Source organism: Nocardioides sp., from assembly GCF_025964975.1.
Classification (GTDB): Bacteria; Actinomycetota; Actinomycetes; order Propionibacteriales; family Nocardioidaceae; genus Nocardioides.
Map to the genome: position 1 here is coordinate 16,372 of NZ_JAOPXV010000116.1, position 25,805 is coordinate 42,176.

General features: G+C 69.8%; 25 protein-coding genes and 1 tRNA gene. 11 read left to right on the top strand and 15 right to left on the bottom strand.

Annotated elements, in window-relative coordinates; translation table 11 throughout:
• The first annotated feature begins 44 nt into the window (after window positions 1–44).
• Window positions 45–791 carry a PIG-L deacetylase family protein gene (locus JWN68_RS08305; protein WP_297737419.1) on the top strand — a complete coding sequence of 249 codons (747 nt, stop codon included), beginning with the start codon at window positions 45–47 and terminating at the stop codon, window positions 789–791.
• Between the two features lie 4 nt (window positions 792–795).
• Here JWN68_RS08305 and JWN68_RS08310 read toward each other — a convergent pair whose 3' ends face one another.
• On the bottom strand, window positions 796–1,389 hold the full coding sequence (locus JWN68_RS08310; RefSeq protein ID WP_297737422.1) for a histidine phosphatase family protein: 594 nt from the start codon (window positions 1,387–1,389) through the stop codon (window positions 796–798).
• A gap of 94 nt (window positions 1,390–1,483) precedes the next feature.
• Here JWN68_RS08310 and JWN68_RS08315 point away from each other — a divergent pair, with 94 nt between their 5' ends.
• Both JWN68_RS08315 and JWN68_RS08320 read left to right on the top strand, forming a co-directional pair.
• Complete coding sequence (locus JWN68_RS08315; RefSeq protein ID WP_297737425.1) at window positions 1,484–2,014, top strand: 2'-5' RNA ligase family protein; 531 nt, start codon at window positions 1,484–1,486, stop codon at window positions 2,012–2,014.
• A 34-nt stretch (window positions 2,015–2,048) separates the two neighbouring features.
• Complete coding sequence (locus JWN68_RS08320) at window positions 2,049–2,573, top strand: bifunctional adenosylcobinamide kinase/adenosylcobinamide-phosphate guanylyltransferase (protein ID WP_297737428.1); 525 nt, start codon at window positions 2,049–2,051, stop codon at window positions 2,571–2,573.
• Between the two features lie 23 nt (window positions 2,574–2,596).
• Here the strand turns inward: JWN68_RS08320 and JWN68_RS08325 are convergent, their stop codons facing one another.
• Window positions 2,597–2,929, bottom strand: a complete 333-nt coding sequence (locus JWN68_RS08325) for an adenosylcobinamide-GDP ribazoletransferase (RefSeq protein ID WP_366519768.1) — start codon at window positions 2,927–2,929, stop codon at window positions 2,597–2,599.
• Between JWN68_RS08325 and JWN68_RS08330 the strand changes: the two genes are divergently transcribed.
• The gene (locus JWN68_RS08330) at window positions 2,917–3,447 is read left to right on the top strand and encodes a DUF2243 domain-containing protein (RefSeq protein ID WP_297737434.1); all 531 of its coding nucleotides are present in this window, start codon (window positions 2,917–2,919) and stop codon (window positions 3,445–3,447) included. The two genes, JWN68_RS08325 and JWN68_RS08330, sit on opposite strands and share 13 nt — an antisense overlap.
• A 23-nt stretch (window positions 3,448–3,470) precedes the next feature.
• Here the strand turns inward: JWN68_RS08330 and JWN68_RS08335 are convergent, their stop codons facing one another.
• Both JWN68_RS08335 and JWN68_RS08340 read right to left on the bottom strand, forming a co-directional pair.
• Window positions 3,471–3,920: a class F sortase gene (locus JWN68_RS08335; protein ID WP_297737437.1), complete on the bottom strand. Its 450-nt coding sequence runs from the start codon at window positions 3,918–3,920 to the stop codon at window positions 3,471–3,473.
• A 306-nt stretch (window positions 3,921–4,226) separates the two neighbouring features.
• Window positions 4,227–5,246: an ice-binding family protein gene (locus JWN68_RS08340; RefSeq protein WP_297737442.1), complete on the bottom strand. Its 1,020-nt coding sequence runs from the start codon at window positions 5,244–5,246 to the stop codon at window positions 4,227–4,229.
• Window positions 5,247–5,496: 250 nt separating this feature from the next.
• Between JWN68_RS08340 and JWN68_RS08345 the strand changes: the two genes are divergently transcribed.
• Genes JWN68_RS08345 through JWN68_RS08355 form a run of 3 tightly spaced genes read left to right on the top strand, consistent with a single transcriptional unit; the run spans window position 5,497 to window position 6,382 of the window.
• Window positions 5,497–5,973: an alpha/beta hydrolase gene (locus JWN68_RS08345; protein WP_297737445.1), complete on the top strand. Its 477-nt coding sequence runs from the start codon at window positions 5,497–5,499 to the stop codon at window positions 5,971–5,973.
• Entirely contained in the window at window positions 5,970–6,149 is a 180-nt protein-coding gene (locus JWN68_RS08350; protein ID WP_297737447.1) for a hypothetical protein, read from the top strand. Before JWN68_RS08345 ends, JWN68_RS08350 begins: the two co-directional genes overlap by 4 nt.
• Window positions 6,146–6,382, top strand: a complete 237-nt coding sequence (locus tag JWN68_RS08355) for a hypothetical protein (RefSeq protein WP_297737450.1) — start codon at window positions 6,146–6,148, stop codon at window positions 6,380–6,382. The genes JWN68_RS08350 and JWN68_RS08355 overlap by 4 nt, the downstream gene beginning before the upstream one ends.
• On the opposite strand, the gene JWN68_RS08360 is transcribed toward JWN68_RS08355, so the two are convergent.
• The 5 genes from JWN68_RS08360 to selD form a co-directional block, all read right to left on the bottom strand.
• Entirely contained in the window at window positions 6,330–7,622 is a 1,293-nt protein-coding gene (locus tag JWN68_RS08360; RefSeq protein WP_297737453.1) for an OFA family MFS transporter, read from the bottom strand. The two genes, JWN68_RS08355 and JWN68_RS08360, sit on opposite strands and share 53 nt — an antisense overlap.
• A 40-nt stretch (window positions 7,623–7,662) precedes the next feature.
• Complete coding sequence (gene nrfD / locus JWN68_RS08365) at window positions 7,663–8,700, bottom strand: NrfD/PsrC family molybdoenzyme membrane anchor subunit (protein WP_297737456.1); 1,038 nt, start codon at window positions 8,698–8,700, stop codon at window positions 7,663–7,665.
• Window positions 8,697–9,653 (bottom strand): 4Fe-4S dicluster domain-containing protein, encoded by a 957-nt coding sequence (locus tag JWN68_RS08370; protein WP_297737459.1) that lies wholly within the window; start codon window positions 9,651–9,653, stop codon window positions 8,697–8,699. The genes nrfD and JWN68_RS08370 overlap by 4 nt, the downstream gene beginning before the upstream one ends.
• Window positions 9,650–13,012, bottom strand: a complete 3,363-nt coding sequence (fdh, locus tag JWN68_RS08375) for a formate dehydrogenase (protein WP_297737462.1) — start codon at window positions 13,010–13,012, stop codon at window positions 9,650–9,652. The genes JWN68_RS08370 and fdh overlap by 4 nt, the downstream gene beginning before the upstream one ends.
• A gap of 90 nt (window positions 13,013–13,102) precedes the next feature.
• Window positions 13,103–14,104: a selenide, water dikinase SelD gene (selD, locus tag JWN68_RS08380; protein ID WP_297737465.1), complete on the bottom strand. Its 1,002-nt coding sequence runs from the start codon at window positions 14,102–14,104 to the stop codon at window positions 13,103–13,105.
• Window positions 14,105–14,133: 29 nt separating this feature from the next.
• Here selD and JWN68_RS08385 point away from each other — a divergent pair.
• The 3 genes from JWN68_RS08385 (at window position 14,134) to JWN68_RS08395 (ending at window position 17,350) form a co-directional block, all read left to right on the top strand.
• Window positions 14,134–14,228 (top strand) — tRNA-Sec (locus JWN68_RS08385).
• A gap of 21 nt (window positions 14,229–14,249) precedes the next feature.
• A complete protein-coding gene (gene selA, locus JWN68_RS08390; RefSeq protein ID WP_297737466.1) occupies window positions 14,250–15,584 on the top strand; it encodes an L-seryl-tRNA(Sec) selenium transferase in 1,335 nt (444 codons plus the stop codon).
• Complete coding sequence (locus JWN68_RS08395; protein WP_297737469.1) at window positions 15,584–17,350, top strand: selenocysteine-specific translation elongation factor; 1,767 nt, start codon at window positions 15,584–15,586, stop codon at window positions 17,348–17,350. Before selA ends, JWN68_RS08395 begins: the two co-directional genes overlap by 1 nt.
• A 33-nt stretch (window positions 17,351–17,383) precedes the next feature.
• On the opposite strand, the gene JWN68_RS08400 is transcribed toward JWN68_RS08395, so the two are convergent.
• From JWN68_RS08400 to JWN68_RS08425, 6 genes are all read right to left on the bottom strand, one after another.
• Window positions 17,384–18,937 (bottom strand): hypothetical protein, encoded by a 1,554-nt coding sequence (locus tag JWN68_RS08400; protein WP_297737472.1) that lies wholly within the window; start codon window positions 18,935–18,937, stop codon window positions 17,384–17,386.
• Window positions 18,938–18,944: 7 nt separating this feature from the next.
• Window positions 18,945–19,757 carry a carbohydrate ABC transporter permease gene (locus JWN68_RS08405; RefSeq protein ID WP_297737474.1) on the bottom strand — a complete coding sequence of 271 codons (813 nt, stop codon included), beginning with the start codon at window positions 19,755–19,757 and terminating at the stop codon, window positions 18,945–18,947.
• Window positions 19,754–20,725, bottom strand: coding sequence for a sugar ABC transporter permease (locus tag JWN68_RS08410; protein WP_297737476.1), 972 nt, complete (start codon window positions 20,723–20,725; stop codon window positions 19,754–19,756). Before JWN68_RS08410 ends, JWN68_RS08405 begins: the two co-directional genes overlap by 4 nt.
• A 2-nt stretch (window positions 20,726–20,727) precedes the next feature.
• Window positions 20,728–22,074: an ABC transporter substrate-binding protein gene (locus JWN68_RS08415; protein ID WP_297737478.1), complete on the bottom strand. Its 1,347-nt coding sequence runs from the start codon at window positions 22,072–22,074 to the stop codon at window positions 20,728–20,730.
• Between the two features lie 40 nt (window positions 22,075–22,114).
• Complete coding sequence (locus JWN68_RS08420) at window positions 22,115–23,659, bottom strand: alpha-N-arabinofuranosidase (protein WP_297737480.1); 1,545 nt, start codon at window positions 23,657–23,659, stop codon at window positions 22,115–22,117.
• 88 nt (window positions 23,660–23,747) lie between these two features.
• Complete coding sequence (locus JWN68_RS08425) at window positions 23,748–24,578, bottom strand: phytanoyl-CoA dioxygenase family protein (RefSeq protein WP_297737482.1); 831 nt, start codon at window positions 24,576–24,578, stop codon at window positions 23,748–23,750.
• A 75-nt stretch (window positions 24,579–24,653) separates the two neighbouring features.
• Here JWN68_RS08425 and JWN68_RS08430 point away from each other — a divergent pair, with 75 nt between their 5' ends.
• Window positions 24,654–25,718, top strand: a complete 1,065-nt coding sequence (locus JWN68_RS08430; protein WP_297737483.1) for a LacI family DNA-binding transcriptional regulator — start codon at window positions 24,654–24,656, stop codon at window positions 25,716–25,718.
• The last annotated feature ends 87 nt before the right edge of the window (window positions 25,719–25,805 follow it).

Consider the following 25,805-nt stretch of genomic DNA (forward strand, 5'->3'; position numbering starts at 1 on the left):
AGGTGGCACTGGTCGACGCCATCGGATTAGGCGATGCTCGGTGCATGAGCGACGAGCGACCGACCTTCGAACCGCTGCCCGAGGACTGGGATCGAGCCCTGTGCGTCGTGGCGCACCCCGACGACCTCGAGTTCGGCGCGGCTGCTGCCGTGGCGCGCTGGACCGGCCAGGGCAAGGGCGTCGTCTATTGCATGGTCACGAGCGGGGAGGCCGGCATCGACGGCATGCACCCGGACGAGTGCCGCACGGTCCGGGAGGCCGAACAGGTCGAGTCCGCACGGGTGGTCGGCGTGAGCACGGTGGAGTTCCTCGGTCAGCCGGACGGGATCGTGGAGTACGGCGTCGCGCTGCGCCGACTCCTGGCCGAGGTGATCCGACGTCATCGGCCCGAGGTCGTCATCACCGGCAACTTCCGCGACACGTGGGGCGGCTCAGGCCTCAACCAGGCCGATCACATCGCCGTCGGGCGGGCCGTCCTCGATGCCGCCAGGGACGCCGGCAACAGATGGATCTTCCCCGAACAGCTTTCCAGCAGCCTGGAGCCCTGGGGCGGGGTGCGAGCCGTCTGGGCGGCCGGGTCGCCGGAGTCGCGGCATGCCGTCGACACGACCGAGACGTTCGACCGTGGAGTGGAGTCACTCGAGGCCCACCGTGCCTATATCGACGGCCTCGGGTGGGAGAACTGGGACCCGCGGGAGTTCCTCGAGGGGATGGCACGTCAGACGGGGCAGTCCCTCGGCTCGGCCTTCGCCGCGCCGTTCGAGGTCTACTCGCTCGGCTGGGGCGGATGACGGCTCACGCTTCGTCTGCCACGGTCTCCAGCCAGGAGAGGTTGCCGTCGAACCTGGCCACCGAGCCGTTGGGCACCGGCACCCACGGGGCGTCGGTCGCCGACTGACCCAGCAGGTGCGCGATCGCGGAGCGGATCGCGTCGCCGTGGCTGACGAACACCGTCGGCGCGCCGGGGTCGACCTCGTCTAGGACGGCTGCCACGCGTCGGCGTACTTGCCCCACCGATTCCCCTCCGGCGACCGGCAGCTCCGGATCGGACCAGTCGTGCAGCTCGGCCTGAGCCCACGAGTCCTCGTGACTCCTCCCCTCGAGCGACCCCAGGTGCTGCTCGCGGAGGCGAGGGTCCGGCTCGGGGCGGAGGCCGATCCTTGTCCCCACGATCCTGGCAGTCTCCGTGGCGCGGACCAGGTCACTCGTCAGCAGCCGCGCCGCGACCAGACCTGCACGACCGAGGTCGGCGGCGATCACCCCGGCCGCCCGGGACGCCTGCTCGCGACCCAGCTCGGTCAGGGCGGGATGCTTCGTCTGCCCCTGCGTCAGTCCCCGGACGTTCCACTCCGACTGCCCGTGCCGGACGAGGTAGACGGGCGCAGGCACGGCACGCATTGTCCACTACGCTCGCCGTGCCCATGGCGTGCGAACCCGGAGGACCACCTGCTGTGCGACCTGCCGACCAGCCGCGGGGCCTGCAGTGAGGGCCGGCGGTGGACACTCGGTCATCGCGGTGCCCGTGATGGAGCTCGACGACGTCATCCGTGACCGGACGGCTCGCTACGACTCCTCGTTCGTGTCGGCCGACCCGACCTTCGCGCACGCCCACATCACTCTCCTCGGCCCGTGGCTCGACTTCCCCACCCACGACGACCTGCTCACCGTGGCGGACGTGCTTGCGTCGGAGGCGCCCTTCAGCTTCGAGCTCGACGAGGTCGGGGAATTCGGGGACGGGACGCTGCACCTGCTGCCCGAGCCCGCCGGGCCGTTCCACCGCCTCATCACCCGCCTGGCCGCGAGCTTCCCCCAGACGCCGCCGTACGCCGGCCGCTACGCCGACGTCGTCCCGCACCTCACCTTCGAGCACCGTCTGACCGGCGCGAGCGCCGCGGGCATCCGCTCGGAGCTCGGTGACCGGTTGCCGGTGCGCGCCCGGGCGGAACGGGTCGACCTGCAGTGGTGGGCCAACCACGACTGCCACGTCCAGCACAGCTGGCGGCTGGGACGATGAGCGGTGTCGTCGCCGCGTGGAGGAAGGGAACCCCATGAAGATCCTTGTCACCGGCGGAGTGCGGTCCGGCAAGTCGTGGCACGCCGAGAGCCTGCTGGCCGCCGCGCCCTCCGTGTCGTACGTCGCACCCGGACCCACCGCCGCCGAGGAGCCGGACCCGGACTGGGTCGCCCGGCTCGCGGCGCACCGACGGCGTCGCCCCGGCACGTGGACGACGGTGGAGACGCGCGACCTCGCCTCGGCCCTGCGCCTCGGCGGCCCCGTGCTGGTCGACTGCCTCGGGACCTGGCTGACGTCGATGATCGACTCGCACGTCATGTGGGAGGCGACCTCCGACGACGTCACCGGGCTCGTCGACCGCCTGCTGGACGGCGTGGTCGGCGCGTTGGACGAGCGTGACGACGCCATCCTCGTGACCAACGAGGTCGGGTGGGGCGTCGTCCCGGCCCATCGGTCCGGTCGCCTGTTCCGCGACCTCCTCGGTCTGGTCAACCGGCGCGTCGCCACCGCCTGCGACGAGGTGCACCTGGTCGTCGCCGGACAGGTCCTCCGGCTCTAGCTGCACGTCATCGCGAGCCCGGGTCACCGACCGATCGACAGCACCACCAGGATCACGGCGAACGCGAGCTCGATGCCCGCTCCGAAGACGTCTCCGGTGACCCCACCGAAGCGACGCGCCACCCGCACGAGGAGGCCCGCGATCGTGGCCAGCGCGGCTGCGGCCGCCAGTGCCCCCTGCCACCAGGGCAGCCCTGCCGACGCACTGGCCACCGCCAGAGCGACTGCGACCAGGACCCAGACAAGGCCAACGGCCCACCGCGCCACCGTCTGGGTGTAGGTATGGCCGAGTCCGTCCGGCCTGGCTGCGCGGACGCCCACCGCGACCGGGATAAATTGTCCGTATGGCGACAGGATCCCCCGAGACGTCCACGTCGATCGACAGGCGTCCGTCCAAGGGCGCCGGCGTGCTGCACGGGATCGGACTGGGCGGGTTCATCGACGGGATCGTGCTGCATCAGATCCTGCAGTGGCACCACATGGTCAGTGACGTCGAGGCCTACCCGGTCACGACGGTGGCCGGTCTCGAGGTGAACACGATGGCCGACGGGTTCTTCCACATCGCCTCCTGGCTCTGTGTCGTCGGTGCGTCGATCGTGACCTTGGCCCAGTGGCGGCAGGGCCGGCTCGCTCCCAACGCGAAGTTCCACCTGGGTGGCGCGCTCGCTGGCTGGGGCCTGTTCAACGTCGTCGAAGGGGTCGTGGACCACCTCGTCCTCGGCGTGCACCACGTCCGCGATGACCTCGGCGGGCCGTTGTCCTGGGACATCGGCTTCCTGCTCTTGGGCCTCGCTCTGGTCGGCGTCGGCTGGCTGCTCCAGCGATCGGGCGAGCGCGCCCTCGGCGAACAGGCATGGACACCGCCGTCTCCCTGACCCGCATGGTCCCTGGCGACGGGTCAGGCGGGCGGATCTGTGCTCACGTGCTCGGTGTAGACGATGACGTTCGACTGGTAGCCGCCACGGCTCGAGTCGTAGTCCCCGCCGCAGGTGACGATGTTGAGCGTCGGACGGTCCGGGGTGCCGGCATAGACCTGCTCGGCGGGGAACTCGTCGTTCGGGATCGTCTCGAGGCGCGATACCTCGAAGGTCTCGACCGTTCCGTCACCGAGGGTGACGAGCACCCGCGAACCCGGCACGAGCTCACGCAGGCGATAGAAGACCGCTGGCCCCTCCGTCGAGTCGACGTGCCCCAGGATCACGGCCGACCCGAGCTGACCAGGACTGGTCCCGAGCTCGTACCACCCCGCCTGGTCGGCGTCCTGCGGCACCTCGACCGTGCGGTCCTCCTCGAGCCCAAGCCTGACCAGCTCCGAGGAGACGGCCACCGAGGGGATCGTGATGGACACGGGGTCGGTCGGCAGCGTGCCGTCAGGGGTCGCCGGTGAGGCAGCTGTGGTCGGCTTCGCGGTCCTTGGGACCGGCGTTCCGCTCGCGGCGGGCCCCTTCGTCCTGACCGGTGCGGAAGTGCTCAGCGATGACGAGGCCCTCGGTCCAGCGTCCTGTGAAGGAGCTTGTGTCCCGGCGTCGTTGATGAGGATCCCGGCGATGGCCAACACCGTCGCGGCGACGGCGAGGCACCTGGCAAGCACCCACCGGCGACCAGGACCATCCCGGGTGCCGGTGGACGTGCCTGGGGAGTCGGACACGTGCGATCAGCGCTGGCGGAGGGAGCGGTTCCTCAGCGTGGATGCCAGGACGGCACCGGTAGCTGCGAGACCACCCAGGAGGAACAGGACGATCGGAGTGCTGTCACCCTGCTGGACGCCCCCGAGGCCCGTGGGCGGGTTGCCGGCCGGGATGACGGGGCCGTCGTCGTTCGGGGACCCGCTCGGGCTGGAGGTCTCCGTGGGGCTCGGCTCGGGCTTCGGGGTCCTGGTCTTCGTGGGCGTCGCCGTCGGCGTCGGCGTCGGCGACGGCGACGGAGCCGCGGCGCAGGTCGGCGTCGTGATGACGTTGGTGTCGAGCGTGACCGCCCCGTTGCGGGCCAGGATGCGCCCATTGACGTTGGCGCCGGTGGTGAGCGTCGCTGAGGTGAGTGCCAGGACCGTGCCGACGAATTGCGTGCCGGTGCCCAGCGTCGCGGAGCTGCCCACCTGCCAGAAGACGTTGCAGGCTGACGCGCCGTTCGTAAGCACGACCGAGCTGTTCGACCCGGTGGTGAGGGTCGAGCCTGCCTTGAAGATGAAGACCGCGTTCGGGTCACCCTGGGCGTCGAGCGTCAACGCGCCACTCAGCCCCAGGGAGGTCGCCGACGAGTAGACGCCCGGCGTCAACCGCTGCCCGGCCAGGTCGGCGGTGACGGTCGCCGAGGTCGAGCGGCCAGCAGCATCGTTGTAGGCGGTGGTGAGGTCGACCTGCGCCTGGTTGGCGACGGCGTCGGCAACGTGCGTGGTGCCCTGGACGGTGCCGGGCGGGAAGCCGGTGACGGCGGACCCGGGCGCGAGACCGAGATCCGCGCTGAGCACCGACGGGCCGGTGTTGGTGATCGCACTGCCGGCCAGGACGGAGAACGACTCGGCGGTGCCGAGGCCCACCCGAGCCTCGGCGGCGTGGGCAGGCGCCATGCCGAGCGAGGCGACGCCCGCAACGAGCAGACCGACGGCGGCCAGCCCGAGGCCGTTCGAGAAGTGTCGGGTGGTGCGCGGCCGGGGGGCGGCGATGGACTGGTTCATGGGAGTCTCTTCACGTGCGGAGTCATCCGCGTCGGGCGACCCGGCGAGCGAGTCGGTTCTGCTCGGTTGCCGCGAAACAGTCGTTTTGGCGGCGGCGCGCAAGGTGTCGCACCGAGGGCAAGGCAGGGTCAGGGTGCTTGCCCACGTCGGAACCTACACCTCCGCGGCCCGGTAGAGGCCATCTCGGCACATTCGGAGGACGCGGCGTCCAGACCGACCATCACCGCGACGCCGAGGCATGATGGCCGCCGTGACCCGTGATCCCTCGGCTCCCGGCCCGGTGGCTGCTCTCCGCGACGTCACCGTCGGGTCCTTCACCTTCCGCGTCACCGACACCGGGCGGCCGCGCGGCCGCCCGGTCCTGCTGCTGCACGGCTTTCCACAGACGTCCTGGTGCTGGCGGCACCTGATCCCGCCGCTGGTCGCCGCCGGGCATCGGGTGCTGACACTCGACCAGCGCGGGTACTCGCCCGGAGCCTGTCCGGAAGCGATGGAAGACTATGCCGGAGAGCATCTCGTCAGTGACGTGACCGGCGTCCTCGACGCGCTCCGCATCGAGTCCGTCGACCTGGTCGGCCACGACTGGGGAGCGGCCGTGGCCTGGCAGGTGGCCGGCCACCACCCCGAGCGGGTCACGACCCTCACGGCGATCTCGGTGCCGCACCCCGGTGCCTTCATGGAGGCGCTCGCCTCCGACCCGGACCAACACCTCGTTCCGCCTACATGACTGAGTTCGCCGCCGCGGGATACGAGAGGGTGCTGCTGGCCGACGACGCGGCCGGACTGCGCTCGCTCTTCGCAGAGTCGACCGGCGCCGCCGTGGACCACGTCCTGAGCCGGCTCGGCACCGAAACCCAGCTGCGCCGAGCACTGAACTGGTATGCCGCGCAGTCGGCACAGTGAGCGCTGTCGACACCGCTGACGTCCGTGCCCACCTGCACGTCTGGTCCGATGCCGATGCGGCGCTCGGGGAGTACGGCGCCCGCGCCACCCAGCGCTACGTCACCGGGCCCTACCAGTTCGCCACACTGCCCGGAGTCGGCCACTGGATCCCCGAGGACGCTCCCCAGCAGATCGCCGACCTCAGGCGGACGGGGGCCTTGTCGCCGTACCACGACCCTGCGGCGGTTTGGTGATGAAGGTCAGCGCCACGGCGACGAGCGCGATGACGCCCATCGTGGTGTAGGCGACGGTGTAGGCCTTCTCCTCGCCGATGAGCGAAGCGGCGAGCAGGGGCCCGAGGACGCCGCCCAGGCTCCAGCCGATGAGCATCAGGCCGTAGATCGCGCCGGCGTTCTTGAGTCCGAAGAAGTCGCCCGCGGTCGCCGGCATGGTGCCGAAGGTACCGCCGTAGCAGAGGTAGACGATCGCCGCGAGCACCGCGAACACGGCTGTGCTCGAGGCGTGCGGGAGCGCGATCAGGCAGACGCCTTGCAGGAGGAGGATCGCGGCGAAGGTGGCCATCCTCCCGATGCGATCGGACACGGCGGCCCAGACGATCCGGCCTGCGCCGTTGAAGATGGCCAGCGCCCCGACCAGTCCCGCGGCCCCCGTCACGCTGTAGCCGGCGATGTCGACCGCGCTGCCCTTGGCCTGGGAGATCAGGGAGATGCCCGCACTGACGCTGAGGGTGAGGATCGCGGTCAGGAAGTACCACTGCGGGGTGCGGAGCGCCTCGCCCTGGGTGTAGTCGGCAGACCCGTCCGTCACGGTCCCCGCCTTGGGCGCGTACCCAGGAACGGTGTAGCCCGCCGGAGGGTTGCGGAAGAACGATGCGCCGATCAGGGCCGCCACGAGGTACGCCAGTCCCAACGGCAGGAACGCGCCGGTCGGGTCGTCGGGGTCGCCGTTGATGAGCCGCTGGGCGACCGGAGCGGTGATCACCGCGCCGAAACCGAAGCCGCCGACCGCGAGGCCGGTGATCAGCCCCTTCTTGTCCGGGAACCACTTCTGCAGCATCGCGATCGGCACGATGTAGGCGAAGCCGAGGCCGAAGCCGCTGATCACGCCGTACCCGAGGATCAACAGCCACAGGTCGTCGGCGCCGTTTGCCAGGGACGCGAGCAGGATGCCTCCCGCGTAGATGACCCCGCCCGCCAGCGCGACGAGACGCGGGCCGCGCTTGTCCTGCAGCCGTCCGCCGATGTAGCTGCCGATGAAGATCATCCCGATCGTCACCTCGAAGGGCAGGGCTGCACTCACCTTGCTGAGCTTCCACGGCGCCGCCTCCTCGAGCGCCCTGCCAAAGACCGACCACGCGTAGACACCCCCGATCGCCAGCTGCAGCAGCAACGCGGCTGCGACGAGCAGCCAGCGGTTGCCGACCCTGGTGCCGGGGTCCGCCGTCCCCGTGTTCACACGGCTGGTGTGGGCCATCACGGTCTCCTTTGCTGCTCCCCGGGCTGTCCGGGCTGGGTCACTGCTGGAAGCGCACCGGTTCCCCGCGGTCGAGTCGTTCTCGCTGCGGTACGACGGTGTACTTCGGGTCGTTCGCCGAGGCGATGCCCGCCTCGAAGACGCCCATGCGGGTGCTGAAGGAGCCGGCCATCAGGGCCGCCCCGGAGAGCATCGACAGCACTCGGCTGCGCCGACCGGCCAACGCCCCCACGGCACCCGCTGCCGTCATGCCGAGGCTCATCCGCATCCACCGGCCGGCCTCCCCGTGGTGAAGCGTCTCGGCCGACAAACCCATCGACCGCTCCATGCGACGCTCGACCGCAAGCTCGACCAGGGCGCCACCGACGGCGAAGGCACGCGCCGGCCCGGACTCGTGGAGCGGCGCACCGATGAGCCCGAGGCCGCCGGACGCTGCCGCAGCTGAGCCGCAGAAGACGAAGGGCAGCTCCTCATACGCGGAGTGCCAGGCCGGCGTCGCAGTGTCAGCCAGCAGTACGGCGGTGTAGGCCGCCACCGGCGGCGCGGTCAAGGCACCCACCAGACCAGCGGGCCGGCCCAGGGCGAGCAGCAGCCGGACGGGCCGCGTTTGCAGGCGGGTCGGCAGCATGCCGACGAGCTCCGCCATCGACGCCAACATCGCGAACGGTGCATGGAGCGACAGGATCCAGGTGCCGACCGACATCGGGGAGGTCACCTTGGCGACGCGCAGCATGTTGAGGAAGCGGCTGGGCTTGCCGAGGTCGTGCACCAGGAAGGCCGTGCTCGCCAGCAGGCTGCCCAGGGAACCGAGCCTCGCCACCCGCCGCAGCGCGGGGCGCCCGGTGAGATCCGCCCCGGCCGCCAGCATTGAGCTGCCCGCGGCGACACCGCCGGTGAAGAGGTAGTAGGCGATGTCGTGCTCCCAAGGAGCTGCCTTGACGATCGGTCGTCCGTAGTAGGAGGTGAACTCGGCGTCCGGGACCATGACCTGCTCGGCGCCGCCCTTGCCGCCACGCCTGCTCCCCGGCCCGGCGTCGCGCTCGCGCCCTGGGCTGCCGCCGTGCTGGACCCGGGTCATGGGGTCCTCCTCAGGAATGCGAGCGCTGCGCCCGCCAGCATCGCCGTCCCGGCCATCCCCGCACGACGGAACATCTGGGGCAGGTCCTTGGTCGTCACCACTGGGTCGGGCGGCAGGCCGTAGACCTCCGGCTCGTCGAGCAGCAGGAACATCGCCCCCGTGCCGCCGACGCCGTCGTCGGGGTCGTTGCCGTAGAGACGGGCGTCCATCACTCCTTGCTCATGGAGGGTCGCCACCCGGGCGCTGGCGCGTTCGCGGAGCTCCTCGACGTCGCCGTACAGAATCGACTCCGTCGGGCAGGCCTGGGCGCACGCAGGGCGCTGGTCGTCCTTCAGCCGGTCGTAGCAGAGCGTGCACTTCTGCGCGATGCCGACCTTGGGATCGCCCTCGGGGCCTCGTCGGCGATCGATGACGCCGTACGGGCACGCGGCGACGCAGTAGCCGCAGCCGTTGCAGATGTCGTCCTGCACGACGACCGTGCCGAACTCGGAACGGAACAGCGAGCCCGTGGGGCACACGTCGAGGCAGGCAGCGTGGGTGCAGTGCTTGCAGACGTCGGAGGACATCAGCCACCGGAAGTCCGGCTTCTCGTCCTCTGGCACCTCCGTCGGCGCGGCGCCCAGGGTCGGCATGCCGAGGTCGACGCTGTCGCGACCCGGGGCGTCACTGATCGTCGGCGGCAGCCCCACCGACGAACGGCCCGCGGGTTGCTCGATGAACGCGACGTGCCGCCACTGGTTGGCGTTGAGCGAGTGGCTGTTGTCGTAGCTCGTGCCGAGCATCTCGTAGAGGTTCTCCGGGACGTCGTTCCACTCCTTGCACGCCACCTCGCAGGCCTTGCAGCCGATGCAGACACTGGTGTCGGTGAAGAAGCCCTTGCGTTTCGGGGCGTCGACGTAGCCCGCGTCCGGTGCGGGGTCGAGCGGTCCGAACAGACTGTTGGCGCTGGTCACTGGTCCTCCCGTTGCTGCGGTGAGTGCTGGTCTGCGCCGTCCTGCGCGGCCGCGGAGCGTTGCTGGGCATCGGCCGAGGCGGTCACCACGGGACCCTCTTCGTGGTCGAGTACCCCAGCGCGCCGGGCGTACCCCTCGACGTACTCCCGAAGAGCAGGTCCGGTCGGGCGGCGACCAGGCCGGACGTCGCAGGTCCCGACCTTGCTCTCCTGGATCAGCACGTTGGGGTCGAGCGAGATGCCGAAGAGGTCGTTGGTCGAGTCACCGCTGACCAGGCCGCCCTGACCCCAGTGGTAGGGCATCCAGACCTGATGGACCGTCCGCCCCTCGACGCGCAGCGGACGCAACCGCTCAGTGACGAGCACCTTGCCCTCCACCGCCGACCTTGCGGTGATGACATGGCACCAGCCCATGTGCTCGAGACCGCGTTCGGCGGCCAGCGCTGGCGAGACCTCGACGAACATCTCCGGCTGCAGCTCCGCGAGGTGCTCGACGTAGCGGCTCATCGCGCCGGCGGTGTGGTGCTCGGTCAGGCGGCTGGTGGTGAACACGAAGGGGAAGACCTCCGCTGCCCCGGGCTCGCGCGGGTCCGGGTTCAGGGGGTTGTCGGAGCGGCGGTACTCCTTGCGCGTCGGGTTGCCCTGCTGGCCGTGGAGGAGGTTGCGGAACGGCGACTCCACGGGCTCGTAGTGGGTCGGCATCGGACCGTCGATCAGTCCCTGCGGTGCGTACAGCGCGCCCTTGCCGTCGCCCTGCATGATGAACGGGTCGATGCCCTCGATGGCCGCGACGCCGTCCGACCCCTCGGGTGCGCGGTAGGACGGCGGCTTCTTCTTCTCGAAGTCGGGGACGTCGTGCCCTGTCCACTCCTGTGCGTCCTCGTCCCACCAGACATAGGCCTTGCGCTCGCTCCACGGCCGGCCCTGTGGGTCGGCGGAGGCGCGGTTGTAGAGCAGCCGGCGGTTCATAGGCCAGGCCCAGCCCCATTCCGGGGCGACCTCGGACTGCTCGTGGCGCGACTTCCTTCGCGCCGCCTGGTTCACGCCATCGGCGTAGACGCCGGAGTAGATCCAGCACCCGCCGAGTGTGGAGCCGTCGTCCTTCATCTCCCCGAAGCCCGACAGCAGGCGGCCGGTGGCGACCTCGTAGCCGTTGATCTCCTTGAGGACGGCCTCCGCGCTGGGCTCGCCCCATCCCGACGACGCCGCCTCACCGTGGAGCGGGTAGTCCCACGCCAGGTCGAGCAACGGCCGGTCGCGCTCGTCGCTCGAGCCGGCCAGACTCTCACGCATCATCCGGCCGAGGTGGTAGAAGAACCACAGCTCGGAGCGGGCGTCGCCCGGCGGCTCGACGGCCTTCTCGCGCCACTGCAGCATGCGTTGCGTCTGGGTGAAGGTACCTTCCTTCTCGACGTGCGAGGCGGCCGGGAAGAGGAAGACCTCGGTCCGGCACTCCTCAGGCACGATCTCGCCGGTCTGCACCTCTGGGGAGTCCTTCCAGAACGTCGCGCTCTCGATCTCGAAGAGGTCGCGCACCACGAGCCAGTCGAGGTTCGCCATGCCGAGGCGCTGGGCGCGGCCGTGGGCGGAGCCGACGGCGGGGTTCTGGCCGACGAGGAAGTAGCCCTGCACCTTGCCGTCGATCATGTCGAGCACGGTCCGGTAGGTGCCGTGATCGCCGGTGATCTTCGGCAGGTAGTCGAAGCAGTAGTCGTTCTCGGCCGTCGCCGCATCGCCCCAGTAGGCCTTCAGCAGGTTGATGCCGTACGCCCCTGCGTTGGCCCAGAAGCCTTTGCTGCCGGGGTTCCGGACGCCGTCGATCCAGTCGCTCAGGGTCTGGTGGCTGGCCGCGTTGGGCATCGGGAGGTAGCCGGGAAGGAGGTTGAAGAGCGTCGGGATGTCGGTGGAGCCCTGGATGCTGGCGTGGCCGCGCAACGCCATGATTCCGCCGCCGGGGCGCCCCATGTTGCCGAGCAGCAGCTGGAGGATCGCCCCGGCGCGGATGTACTGCACGCCGACGCTGTGCTGGGTCCAGCCGACGCTGTAGACGAGCGCGGTGGTGCGCTCGCGGCCGGAGTTCTCCGTCCACGCGCGGCAGACCTCGAGGAAGTCCTCCTGCGAGACGCCGCAGATCTGCTCGACGACCTCGGGGGTGTAGCGGGCGTAATGCCGCTTGAGCACCTGGAAGACGCACATCGGATGCTGCAGCGTCTCGTCGCGGGGCGGGTGGCTGCCGACCTGCATGCCGTGCGCCTCGTTCTGCATGCCGGCGGCGGTGTCGCGCTGCTCCGCGGTGTCGCCGGCGTCGTCAGCCTGGGCCTGACCGAGCTCGCCGTCCTGGTCCTCCTGGGCGAACTGCCAGCTCGTGGGGTCGTACGTCCTCGTCTCGGGGTCGAACCCGGAGAACAGGCCGTCGAGCCCGTCGACGTCCTCGAACTTGTCGCTGACGATGTTGGCCGCGTTGGTGTAGTTGACGACGTACTCGCGGAAGTCGAGCTCGTTCTGCAGGACGTGGTTGATGATCCCGCCGAGGAACGCGATGTCGCTGCCGACGCGGATGGGCACGTGCTGGTGCGCGAGCGCGCTCGTTCGCGTGAACCGCGGGTCGACGTGGATGATCCGTGCGCCCCGCTTCTTCGCCTCCATCACCCACTGGAAGCCCACCGGGTGGGCCTCAGCCATGTTGGAGCCCTGGATGACGATGCAGTCAGCGTTGGCCAGGTCCTGCTGGAACCCGGTGGCGCCGCCGCGTCCGAAGCTGGTCCCCAGACCGGGGACGGTGGCGGAGTGTCAAATACGCGCCTGGTTCTCGATCTGGATGGCGCCCATCGCGGTGAAGAGCTTCTTGATGAGGTAGTTCTCCTCGTTGTCCAGCGTGGCGCCGCCCAGGCTCGCGATCCCCATCGTCCGCCGCACCTTGCGGCCGTGCTCGTCGATGTCCTGCCAGCTGTCCTTGCGCGACTTCAGCACCCGGTCGGCGACCATCTCCATCGCGGTGTGGAGCTCGAGGTCCTGCCACTCGGTGGCGTACGGCGCCCGGTAGCGGACCTTCGTCTGGCGCAGGTCGCTCGTCACGAGGTTCTTGCTCGCCGAGCCCTTGGGGCACAACCGGCCGCGGTTGACCGGGCTCTCGGGGTTGCCCTCGATCTGGACGACCTTCTCGTCCTTGACGAACACCTTTTGCGCACATCCCACGGCGCAGTAGGGGCACACGCTGTGCGCGACCCGGTCGGCACCCGTCGTGCGAGGCACGATGTCGTCCGTACGCCGCGAGCGGACCGCTGCACCTCGGCCGAGGACGTCACCGGCGGTGAACTGGCGCAGGAGCGGCCACGGGAGGAAAGATCGCGATCCTGTCATGCCGGACTCCTGGGGGTGCGCTGCAGACGACGCTCACGACCCTAGGGACGTCCGAGCCGCCTCATCCACCCCCCATGGGGTGAAGGCGCGTCAGCGGACCAGGACGGTGTGCTCCCCCTGCGCGACCACCTCACCGATGACGGGGTGGCCCGGAAGCTCGCCGACGACCAGGAGTCCGCCAGACGTCTGGGCATCGGCCAGCAGCAACAGCTCGTCGTCACTGACTCCGGCTTCGACGTGTGGGCGGACCCAGTCCAGGTTGCGCCGACTGCCGCCCGGCACGAACCCGTCGGCGAAGGATGACCGTGCGCCCTCGATGTAGTGAACGGCAGAGGCGTCGATGACCGCGCTCGTCCCACTGGCGCGCATCATCTTCATCAGATGTCCGAGGAGCCCGAACCCGGTGACGTCCGTGGCCGCGCGCACCCCCGCCTCCAGGGCCGCGCGACTGGCGCGGTCGTTGAGGGTCGTCATCACGGCAACGGCTTCCTCGAACCACTCCCCCGTGGCCTTGTGCCGGTTGTTCAGGACGCCGAGCCCGAGGGGCTTGGTCAGGGTGAGCGGGGTGCCGGGCGCGGCCGCGTCGTTGCGGAGGAGCCGCTCGGGATCGGCGAGCCCGGTGACCGCGAGGCCGTACTTGGGCTCCGGGTCGTCGATGCTGTGGCCGCCCGCGAGGAACGCCCCCGCCTCGGCGCAGGCATCGTCCCCGCCACGAAGCACCTCAGCCGCCACGTCGAAGGGGATCCGGTCGCGGGGCCATCCGAGCAGGTTGACGGCGACGACCGGCGTGCCACCCATGGCATAGACGTCCGACATCGCGTTGGCTGCAGCGATCCGGCCGAAGGTGTAGGCGTCGTCGACGACGGGCGTGAAGAAGTCGGCTGTCGCGATCACCGCGCGTCCCGTGCCGTCCTCGGCTGGGTGGATTCGCACGACGGCTGCGTCGTCGCCGTGGTCGAGACCCACCAGCAGGTCACCGCCGGCTCGGCCACGGCCGAGCGAGCCCAACACCCGTTCGAGCTCACCGGGCGGCACCTTGCAGGCGCACCCGCCGCCAGCGGCGTACTGGGTCAGCCTTAGGGGGGAGTTCATGCCGCCAATCTATGACTAGAGTCCAGCGCGGAGGCGGTTCTCGTCTGGTGACGGACGCGGTCCTCAAAACCGTCGTGGCCCAGCACCTGGGCCAGGCGGGTTCGATTCCCGTCCGCCTCCGCCAGACGTCTCGCAGGAGGATGGGGTGCCGGATCCGAGGCGGAGCACTCCGCGCACTGACACCGTGCTGGCGGACCCGAGGTTGCGGCAGGCCTCCGACAGACTCGGGTCCGCACTCGTCAAGGCGGTCGTGGCCGACGCGCTCGACCGGTGCCGGGCCGGGCTGGTCCCTCCCGGCTCGGTGGCCGATGCGGCCGTGGCAGCGCTACCGGCAACGGCCACCACCCTGCGGCGGGTCATCAACGCCACCGGCGTGCTGGTGCACACCAACCTGGGCAGGGCCCCGTTGTCCGCGGCGGCGACAGATGCTGTGCGTATGGCGGCAGGTGCCTCCGACGTCGAGCTGGACCTTGTCACCGGGCGGCGGGGACGACGGGGCGAGGGCGCCCTGACCGCGTTGCAGGCACGGGTGCCGAAAGCAGGGGGCGTGCACGTCGTGAACAACGGGGCGGCGGCGCTGTCCTTGGTGACCATGGTGCTCACGCGTCGGCCGACCGGTGCAGGCGGCACCGTCGTCATCGCCCGCGGCGAGCTGGTGGAGATCGGCGACGGCTTCCGGATCCCCGAGCTGCTGGAGTCGGTCGGCGCACGGCTGCGTGAGGTCGGGACCACCAACCGCGTCCGGCTGGAGGACTACGCCAGCGCCCTCGACGAGGACACAGCCTTCGTCCTCAAGGTGCATCCGTCCAACTTCACCGTCACCGGGTTCACCTCCTCCGTGCCTGTCTCCGAGCTGGCCCGCCTAGGCGTGCCTGTGGTCGTCGACATCGGGTCCGGTCTGCTGGCACCACACCCGCGGCTGCCCGCCGAGCCCGATGCAGCGACTGCGCTGAGGGACGGCGCTTCGCTGGTGACGGCCTCGGGCGACAAGCTGCTCGGCGGACCGCAGTGCGGCCTGCTGCTGGGCAACGCCGAGCTGGTCGAGCGCCTTCGCCGCGATCCATTCGCTCGTGCGCTGCGCGTCGACAAGCTCACCCTGGCCGCGCTCGAGGCGACCCTCATCGGGCCCGAGTCACCCGTGGCCGTCGCCCTGGGACGCCGCGTCGAAGCGCTGCGTGTCCGCGCCCATGACCTCACCGATGCGCTCCCGCCCGAGCTGCGAGCGGAGGTGGTCGACTCGGACGGAGCCGTCGGTGGCGGCGGCGCCCCGGGCGTCACGCTGCCCAGCTGTGCAGTGGCGCTGCCCGCACGCCTCGCAACCGCGTTGCGCGCCGGCGATCCGCCGGTGGTGGGTCGGATCATGGAGGGCCGGTTGCTGCTCGACCTGTTCGCAGTGGCTCCGGAGGAGGACGCCGACCTGGTCGCTGCCCTGACCGCGGCCACCATTGCAGGTCGCGCCAACGGCTCCGGTCCGACCTGATGCACGTCGTCGCGACGGCCGGTCACGTCGACCACGGCAAGTCGACCCTGGTCCGGGCGCTCACGGGCACTGACCCCGACCGGCTCGCCGAGGAACGTCGGCGGGGACTCACCATCGAGCTCGGCTACTGCTGGACGTCCCTGCCCGGGGCGACGGACGGTCCCTGCGTGGACCTGGCCGTGGACCTGGCCTTCGTGGACGTCCCGGGACACGAGCGATTCGTCACGACGATGCTGGCAGGGGTGGGCCCGGTGCCGGCGGCCCTGCTGGTGGTCGCAGCAGACGACCCCTGGATGCCGCAGACCTCGGAGCACCTGGCGGCGCTGGACGCGCTCGGTGTCTCCCACGGCGTGGTGGCAGTGACCCGCAGCGACCTCGCCGACCCCGGGCCGGCGACCGTCCGGGTGCGCGCCGAGATCGCCGGGACCTCACTTGCCGGCGCCCGGGTGGTGCCCGTCAGTGGCCGTACGGGCGCAGGGCTCGACGACCTCCGCGCGGCCCTGGTGACCATGGTGGAGGGTCTTCCCACTCCAAACCCGGCGGCGGACGTCCGGCTCTGGGTCGACCGTCGCTTCTCCGTCCGCGGGGTCGGCACCGTCGTCACCGGCACCCTGCCCGCAGGGACGGTGCGCGTCGGCGACGTGCTTGCCACCGACGACGGGTTGGTGCGGGTGCGCGGCCTGCAGGCGCTCGAGCGCGACGAGTCCGCAGTCCGCGGGGTGGCCAGGGTGGCGCTCAACCTCACCGGCGACGTCGATGCCATCACCCGTGGCAGCGCACTGACCACGCCGCAGGCCTGGCACCACACCTCGGCCGTCGACGTGCGCGTGACCGGGGCGGGCGATCCTCCACTGAACCCTCGACTCCACATCGGGGCTGCCGACCTGACAGTGCGGCACCGCCCCCTCGGACCCGGCCTGGCTCGGCTCAGCCTGGAGCGCCCGCTGCCGTTGCGGATCGGGGACCGCTGTCTGCTTCGCGATCCCGGCCGGCGCGTCGTGTGGCGCGTCGACGTCCTCGACCCGGACCCGCCCCGGCTGCGAAGGAGGGGGGCTGCGGCGCGGCGGGCGAACGCGCTCGCCGAAGCGGACGGTGGTGCCCGGTTGGCCGACGAGCTCACCCGCCGCGGGATCGCCCACCGCGACCGGATGCGTCAGCTCGGCGTACCCCTCACCGATGGCGACCACCTTGTTGCCGGCCCGTGGCTGATCGGGCCCACAGCGGCCGAGGCCCTGGCACGCCGAGTGCCGAGCCTCGTCGAGAGCCACGCCTGTCAGCACCCTCTCGACCCGGCGGTCCCCGTCTCGGTGCTGGCCGCGCGGCTCGGCCTGCCCTCCCCCGACCTGGTCGCGCACCTGGTTCGGCCTCCGCTGCGCGTCGCCGACGGCCGGGTGCGGGCGCCGGAGGCGGACAGCCTGCCGCCTGCGGTCGCGGCCGCGGTGGAGTCCGTACGCCGCGAGCTGATCTCCGCACCTTTCCGTGCGCCGACCGCAGACCGGCTGCGGGACCTCGGGCTCGACGAGCGTGCGCTGGCCGCGGCCGAACGGGCGGGGCTGCTCTGGCGGGCCGCGCCGGGGATCGTGCTGTTGCCCGACGCGCCCGACGTGGCCGTCGCCCGGATGCGGGGACTCGAGCAGCCCTTCAGCACCAGCGCGGCGCGACAGGTGCTCAACAGCACCCGCCGGGTCGTCCTCCCCCTGCTCGAACGGCTCGACCGGCTCGGGCGGACCTCGCGGCTGCCGGACGACCGCCGCCACGTGCGCTGAACAGTCGCGAGCGCGGACCACGCATCCCGCCGGCTACTCGCGGCTGCGCATGATCAGGACGTCGCCGTGCCCTCCGTACCCCATCACCCTCTCCGCGTACTGGGTGCCGTCGAAGGTGACGACCAGGTGGCCGCCGTCGTCGAGCGGGACGAGCTGGGGATGGGGGATGTTGGTGTGGTACGGCGCGTCGAGGCGACCCACCCGGTGCATCCCCAGGTCGAACACCGGGTAGTGGCGATCATCTCCGTCACTGGCGAGCAACCACCACTCCCCCTGGACCTGCGCCAGGATCGGGCCCTCGCACTGGTGGAGGTCCGTCGCCGCACCGACGAGCTCCAGCTTGTCGTCGAACGCGTCGATCCCGGCGCCACCCGCTGGCCCCGCCGCCAGTGCCGGACGGAAGTCGAAGGGCTCCTGCGACGGGCTCTCGACGAAGCTGACGTGCCAGCGCCCGTCGATGGAGGTGATGCCGGGGTCCCAGGCGCTGTGCTCGGTGGGGAGTTCGGTCCGCACGGTGTCCAGCACATGCACACCCGTAAGCACGTCAGCCTCGGTCACCACATGCCGCACGTGGACACCGTCGAAGGAGAAGTCGCCCCAAGAGCTCGTGGCGACGAGCCAGCGGTCGTTCTCGTCGTCGCGCACCACCTGGCCGGCATGGTCCCCGAGCACCAATCCGTCGCGCGAGGAGAAGAGCTGCGACACCTGCTCGAGCCGACGCGGGTTGTCCAGGTCGAGGCGGAACACGCCCCAGTGCGCCTGCGCGAAGAACCCGAGGCCGGCGCAGGTACCGGTGAAGTAGGCGTATCCGTCACGGACGTACGGCGTCCCGTCGACGTGCTGCACCAGGTGCTGGTCGCGGACCCCCGTCATCCCGAAGAGTCCGGCCGAGACGCTGGTCAGCCCCGGCTCCTCGCCACGGCGACCCCAGGCGTAGCGGAGCCCGGAGAGGACCTCGCGCTGCCGCAGGTCGATCGCGGCGCCCACCTTGTCGCGCTCGGTGAGCACCGGCTGCCATCCCTCGTCGGTGTCGGTGAGCACCGTCACCTGGTTCTCGCAGACCACAAAAGCGAGTCCGAACGACGGCGGCAGCTGGACCTTCCGCCGTCGGAGGACGCGAGTGCGACCATCGACACGGACTTCGATGCCGACCCGCTGGGTGGGCGGATCGTAGAAGCCGAACAGGTGGACATCGCCGTCCGGGGAGGCGAGCCCGAGCACGACGCGGCCCTCACCAGGGTCGACCTGTGCTTGCACGGCGCAGAACGGCGCAGCCGGCCCTTCGTCGTGCATCGACACGTCCGACTGTCCGGCGAGCTGATCCCCCGACCGCTCGACTGCGACGAAGGCGGGTGCGACTAGCTCGAACGGACGGTAGCGGTGCTTCAGGGTGAAGGACAGGTCAAAGATGGCGGCCTCCTGATGGGTGGGGTTGGTCGGGTCGGAGCTGGTCGGGTCGGGGCCTTGCGGTCCGCTTCCGGTCGGCACCGGGTCGGGGGCGTCCGAGCATCCGGGGAGTGCTGAGGTCGCTGCGACGCTCAGGCTCCCGAGCAGCAGGGCGCGGCGATGCAGATGCACGTCGGTCATACCGCGCTCAGCCCTTGATGCCGGAACGCGAGACCCCTTCGATGATGAACCGTTGGACGAACACGTAGAGGATGAGAACCGGCACGCTGGCGACCACCGCCCCCGTCATCAGCAGGTCGTAGCGCACGGCGTTGGCGGACTGCAGGGTGCTGAGGCCCGCCTGGAGGGTCTGGTTCTCAGGACTGAAGAGCACGTAGAGCGGCCACAGGAAGTCGTTCCAGTTCGTCAGGAACGCGAGCAGCGCGAGCGTCGCCAGCGCCGGGCGGGATAGGGGCAGCACGATCTTCCAGAACACCTGCCACTGGTTGGCGCCGTCCAGTGCGGCCGACTCCTCCAGCTCCTTGGGCAACCCGATGAAGAACTGCCGGAGGAAGAAGACGCCGAACGCGTTCGCCGCAGTCGGCACGACGATCGCGGTCAACGTATCGAGCCAGAAGAGCCGTCCGACGATCTCGAAGTTGGGGATGATCAGGATCACCGGTGGGACGAACAGCGTCGCCACGATCAGCCCGAACACGAGCTTGCGGCCTCGGAACTCCATCCTGGCCAACGCGTAGGCGGCGAGAGCGGCAGTGGTCACCACCAGCAGCGAGTTGAGGGTCGCGGCCAGCATGGAGTTCAGGAACCACCGGAACACGGGTGTGTCCGCCGCGCTCAGTACTTGCTCGTACGCCGCCAGCGTGGGGTTGTCGGGCACGAGACGCGGTGGAGTCCTCCCGGACTCCGCGCGCGTCTTGAACGAGGTGCTCAGCATGAACAGCAGCGGGCTGACGAAGATCAGTGCGAGGAACGCCAGCACGCTGTACCGAACCGCCTTCATCTGTCGGCTCCCTTCTCGGGACCGCGTTCCCTCGCGAAAGCGAAGAGCAGCGCCGACGTCAGCATCAGCACCAGGGTCAGCAGCCAGCTGGCGGCGGCGGCCTCACCCATGGCTCGCTGGTTCAGTCCCGTGTCGACGATGTAGTAGATGGCCGTGCGGGTCTCCTGCCCAGGCCCCCCGCGGGTCATGATCCAGGACTGCCCGAACATGTTGGCGGACGCGATGACCGTGATCATCACGACGAACAGGACGACGGGCCGCAGACCGGGCAGTGTGACGTGGCGGAAGCGCACCCAGGCGCCGGCACCGTCCATTTTCGCGGCCTCGTAGAGGTCATTCGATATGTCCTGCAGTCCGGCGAGGAAGATGACCGCGTTGAAGCCGAGCGTCCACCACACCGTCACCCCGATCAGCGCGATCCACGTCTCGGGGATGCTGGTCAGCCAGGGCGTGCTGTCGGGCAGCCCCACCAAGCCCGCCAGGTAGTTGACTACCCCGATGTTGGCGTCGAGCAGGAAGCGCCATACGACGCCCACAACCGCGACGCCCAGGACGTACGGCGCGAAGAACAGTGCGCGGAACAGGTTGCGTCCTCGGAAGCGTTGGTTCATGACCAGGGCCACTGCCAGCGGGATGACGATCAGGAGCGGCACGCTGATGGCGGTGAAGATGCCGGTCGCCTGCATGGCGTTCCAGAACCGCTCGAACTCCCCTGTCCCCGGGGTGAGCAGCTCGCTGTAGTTGCGCAGGCCGACGAAGGGCTTGCCGGGGAGAGTGAAGTCCCATGAGTGCAGGCTGATCCACAAGCCCAGGGCGATGGGGAGCAGCACGAAGCTGCCGAACAAGAGCAAATAGGGCGCCAGGAACAACCACGGCAGCCAGTTGACGCGGCGCCGGGTCTCGCGCGGTCCGGGGGCCCCGGGCGGAGCCTCCGGACGCTTCGCGGTGGATGTGGAAGTCGCAGCCATCGTCAGCCCCCGAACTTCTCCAGGTTCTCCTGCATGAGCTCAGTCGCCTCGGCCTGGTACTTCTCGAGCGCTTCCTGGGGCGATGCCTTACCCAAGATCGCCTCGTTGACCGCGACCTCGAGGGTTGGCGCGATGGTGTCCGCGACGCCGGGCACCGACGGCAGGAAGCGGAAGTTCTCGAGCTGGTCGTCGAGAGCCGCCTGGGGCGAGTCAGTGTAGGAGGCGTCCTCGCGGGCCGAGTTGCGAGCCGGGATCATCGCGGCCTCGGCCCAGCGGCCCGAGTTCTGGCTCAGCTCGCTGATGAAGAGCTTGGATGCGTCGGACATGTCCTTGTCCTCGGCTGCCTGGGAGGTCATGAAGAAGTGGTGGGAGTTCGCCCAGACCGCCGGCTGCTCACCGATCGTGGGGATGGGCGCCATGCCGTAGTCCATGTCGGCCTCCTTGAGGTCGTTGATCTGCCAGATCCCGTCCCAGGTGATGGAGTTTTCCCCGTTCTTGAAGGCGAGGTACTGCGCGTCGATGTCCACGTTCTCGGGGCTGTATCCCTTGTCGACCTGCTCGCGCATCCAGGTGAGCGCCGCAACTCCGGCCTCAGAACCGAACGTCGCCTCCGACCCGTCGTCGGCGAACGGCTCGCCGCCGTGCTGCCAGATCAGGCTGAAGAACATCAGGTGGGAGGGCCAGCGGTTGGGCATCCAGAAGGGCGTCTTGTAGCCCGCCGCCTGGAGCTTCTTGCAGGCCTCGTCGAAGCTCGCAGCATCAGTCGGAGGCTCGTCGATTCCGGCCTTGTCGAAGTGCTCCTTGTTCCAGTACATCGCCAGGGAGTGGACGTCGAGCGGGATGCCGTAGCGCTTCTCGTTGTAGATCCCCGGAGACCAGACCGGCGCCAGGAAGTCCTCCTCAGCGAGGCCGATCTCGTCCGCAATGTCGTCGAGGGGCACGAGGATGCCGCGGGCGGCATTGCTGGCGACCTGGTCGAGGTGCATCACGCCGACAGCTGGACCCTTGCCGGCCTGCGCGGCCGCGGGAAGCTTCTGGTAGAAGTCCGCCCACTGGATCGTGGTGTTCTTGATGTCGATGTTCTTCTGGGCGTCGGCGAACTCCTTGGTCATCGCCAGCATGGTCGGGCCGTCGCCGCCAGTGAAGCCGTTCCAGTAGTCGAGGGTGATCGGGGGCCCGTCGTACGTGCCAGTGAACTCCCCGCCTGCGTCCTCCTGGGGCCCGCCAACGCCGGATCCGCCCCCGCATCCCGTGACGAGCGCAGCGGTCGAGCCGAGGAGCAGGAAGTTACGCCGGTTCAGAGGGATCGTCAGGCCTGCACTCGCGGGGCGGTGGAAGGGGGTGCTCATGTCGTTCTCCGTTCGGTTGAGGGTGGGGTCCGTGCTGAGCTCAGCCCTCCAGGGAGGCTGAGACATGTGGCGTGGGTGTAGGCCGTGTGGTCTGCAGGCGGATGACGGCCCACGAGACCGGGGGCAGGTGCGCGTGCGCGATGCCGTCCTCGACCGTCACGTCCATTGGTCGCGGCGCGACGCGGTCCGGGCGCATTTCAGTGTTGTGAGCACTCGGGTCGTCGTCCCAGAGCGCGGTGGCCTCCAGGACGGAGGCGTCGGGGAAGGCGCGCACCCCCGCCTCGAGCCGAACCGTCTCGGCGAGTGATCGGTTCACGCACATGATCGTCAGCGTCCCGCTCTCGTCATCGAGCGTCGCGACGGCCTCCACCAGCGGTACGTCGCCGTACAGGCCGTCCTCGTAGGTGGCGACCTGCGGCTCGACGCGCAGCACTTCGCCCCGTGCGTGCGCAGCGGCTTGGGCGAAGGGATGGAAGATCGTCTGTGCCCACGCCCCTCCCCCTGGCCGGGTGAGGATCGGAGCGATGACGTTGACCAGCTGCGCCTGGCAACCGATCGCGACCCGGTCGGCGTGCCGGAGCAGCGTGATCAGCAGGGAGCCGACCACGACGGCGTCGTAGACGTCGTACACGTCCTCGATGAGCTCGTGGGACCGGTCGTAGGAGAGGCGATCCTGCCCGGCGAACCGGGACTGGTACCAGACGTTCCACTCATCGACCGCGAGGGTGAGACGCCGACGCGACCGAAGTCGTGCGCCGACGTGGTCGGCGGTCGCCGCGATCGTGGTGATCATCCGGTCCAGGTCGCGGGAGCTCGCCAGGTGCGTGGTCTTCTCCACCGGGGCGGGGTCGTAGTAGGTGTGCAGCGACACGTGGTCCACGAGGTCGTAGCAGTGCTCCAGGACCTCGCGCTCCCAGGCGGCGAACGTCGGCATCGCACTGTTGGAGCTCCCGCACGCCACCAGCTCAACCCGCGGGTCGACCATCCGCATCGCCCGCGCGGTTTCGGCAGCGAGACGGCCGTACTCCTGCGCGGTCTTGTGGCCGACCTGCCACGGTCCGTCCAGCTCGTTGCCCAGGCACCACATGCGTATGTCGTGCGGTTCCTTGCTGCCGTTGACCCGCCGCAGGTCTGAAAGCCGTGTCCCACCGGGATGGTTGCAGTACTCCAGCAGGTCTGCCGCCTCCTGGACCCCGCGAGTCCCCAGGTTGACAGCCATGATCGGCTCCATCCCCGCTCGACGGGACCACCCGACGAACTCGTCGACGCCGACCTCATTGCTTTCGACGGTCCGCCACGCAAGGTCGAGGCGCTGCGGACGCTCGGCGCGCGGGCCGACGCCGTCCTCCCAGCGGTACGACGACACGAAGTTGCCGCCTGGGTACCGCACCACCGTGGGGCCGAGGGTGCGCACCAGATCAGCGACGTCACGACGAAATCCGAGGTCGTCGGCCGTGTCGTGCTCGGGCTCGTAGATGCCGGTGTAGACGCAACGACCCATGTGCTCGACGAACGTGCCGAAGAGTCTTCGGTCCACCGGTGCGACCCGGAACGCCGGGTCAAGGGTGATCGTCGCCACATGCACAGATCGGATTCAACCCGGTTCTTGCAACGTTGTAAATAGCAACGCGTGAGCACGCCAGACAGGCAGTCGACCGGGCGATGTGGCCGGGTCAGGCCTCGCCCATCACCAAACCCTCGATCGTGTGCTTCTGCGTGATCGGGGTGAGCTCGTCCACCACCGGGCATCGCAGGTGGGCTCGAACCCGTTCCGGGAGCGACTCCCAGAAACGGCGCGTGACAGCAAGGTCGTGCTTGTCGTCGTTCCCGGCACCGGGTGCGTCAACGCCCAGCACGAGCACGGGTCGAGCGAGCTGGGACTCGTTCCTCGTCCCGCGGTGCACCGTCAGTGCCGAACGGGCCGAGATGTCCCCCATCTGTGGGTACTTCCGCACCGCGCGCTCCTCGAAATGTGGATACTGCGACTTGTCCGGGAACATCCCGTGATCGAAGCCGGTCCCGGGGTCCCAGTGGGTGCCGAGGGCGACCTCGAACGGCCCCATGTCCTCGGCCGTGTCCACGCAGGTGACGTTGAAGGCGAGCGAGGTCAGTCGGCGCTCCTCGACGGTCTCGCGGGGGCTGGGGAAGTCGCGGTGCCACGGCTGGTTGACGGCGCCGGCGAAGGGTACGTCGAAGCCCACCTCCACGATCGTGTAGTCGGGTCCCAGCACCGTCTCGCACACCGCTCGGACCCATGGATGGTCGACCAGGTCGACGAAGCCGCGCAGCGCCTCCGGGTGCAGCTCGACGTAGTAGCGATGTGGCCCGCGCCCGACCGCGCCGCCCTCTCGAGAACGCGCCTCCTCGAAGGCTGCGTCGACGTCCTCGCGGAGCGCGGCGACCCATTCCCTCGAGAAGGCGCCCGTGCAGCCGATGATCCCGTCGCGCTCGATAATGGTGCGAATCAGCTCTCGCTCGATCGGTATGTCGAGTGACGCGGCCATGATGATCTCCTTCGGCCAAGAGGCCAGTCTGCAACGTTGCAATTCCAGGTGCAATAGGGTACATGTGGAGGTGTCATGCGACGAGCGAATCTCAAGGACGTGGCAGACCGCGCCGGTGTGAGCATCCGCACCGTGTCCAACGTCGTGAACACCCCGGAGGTCGTAGCCAGGCCGACTCGACAGCGGGTGCTGGAGGCCATCGAGGAACTCGGGTATCGACCCAACCTCGCCGCAAGGCAGTTGCGTCAGGGGCACCGCGAGGTGATCGGTCTGGTGGTGCCGGAGATCGACTCGCCCTACTTCGCCGAGCTGGCTGCCTTGGTTGTCCGGCACGCCGAGCGCATGGGATGGACGGTCATCGTCGAGCAGACGGACGGGGACGCGACGCGAGAGCAGCAGTTGCTCGATGGGGCACGCGGACAAGGGGTCGACGGAATCATCTTCTGCCCGTGGGCCATGACTGCCGAAGAAGTGTCGCGACGTGCGACGGCGCCCCCGGTCGTCATGCTCGGGGAGCAGCCAGGCATGGGATCCGTCGACCGTGTGGCCATCGACAACCGTGGTGCGGCCCTCGAGGCCGTCCACCACCTGGTGGCACTCGGACGGACAAGGATCGCTGCTGTGGGGCTCCAGCCGCACCTGAGCAACGAAACCGCTCGCCAGCGGCTGGCCGGGTACCGGGCCGCACTGGTGGACGTCGGGCTCGTCGCGCACCCCGAGCTGGAGGTGCCGGTCGAACGCCTGCACCACGCAGACGGGATGGGTGCCATGGCAGGCCTGTTGGCGAAGTCGAAGCCGGACGCTGTCTTCTGCTTCACTGACCAGCTGGCCCTCGGCGCCATCCGCACCTGCGCTGATCAGGGGGTGCGCGTGCCCGAGGACATCGCCGTCGTGGGCTTCGACGACATCGAGGTGGGTCGCTACTCGGTCCCCGCGCTGACGACGGTGGCCCCCGACAAGCAACGACTTGCAGAGCTCGCACTCACGACGCTGCAGGAGCGGATGGCAGACAGCTCCCTGCCCGGCAGGGACGTGGTGGTGCCCCACCTGCTCGTCGTGCGCGAGAGCGCACCTGCCGCCGGCTCGGCCACCCGTCCGGCGCGGTCCGAGCTGCCGTCATCAACGCCCTCCGGCAAATAAGAAACCCCCTCCGACCTGTTCGCAGGTCAGAGGGGGTCCCACTGCTCCCCCGATTGGACTCGAACCAATAACCCTCCGGTTAACAGC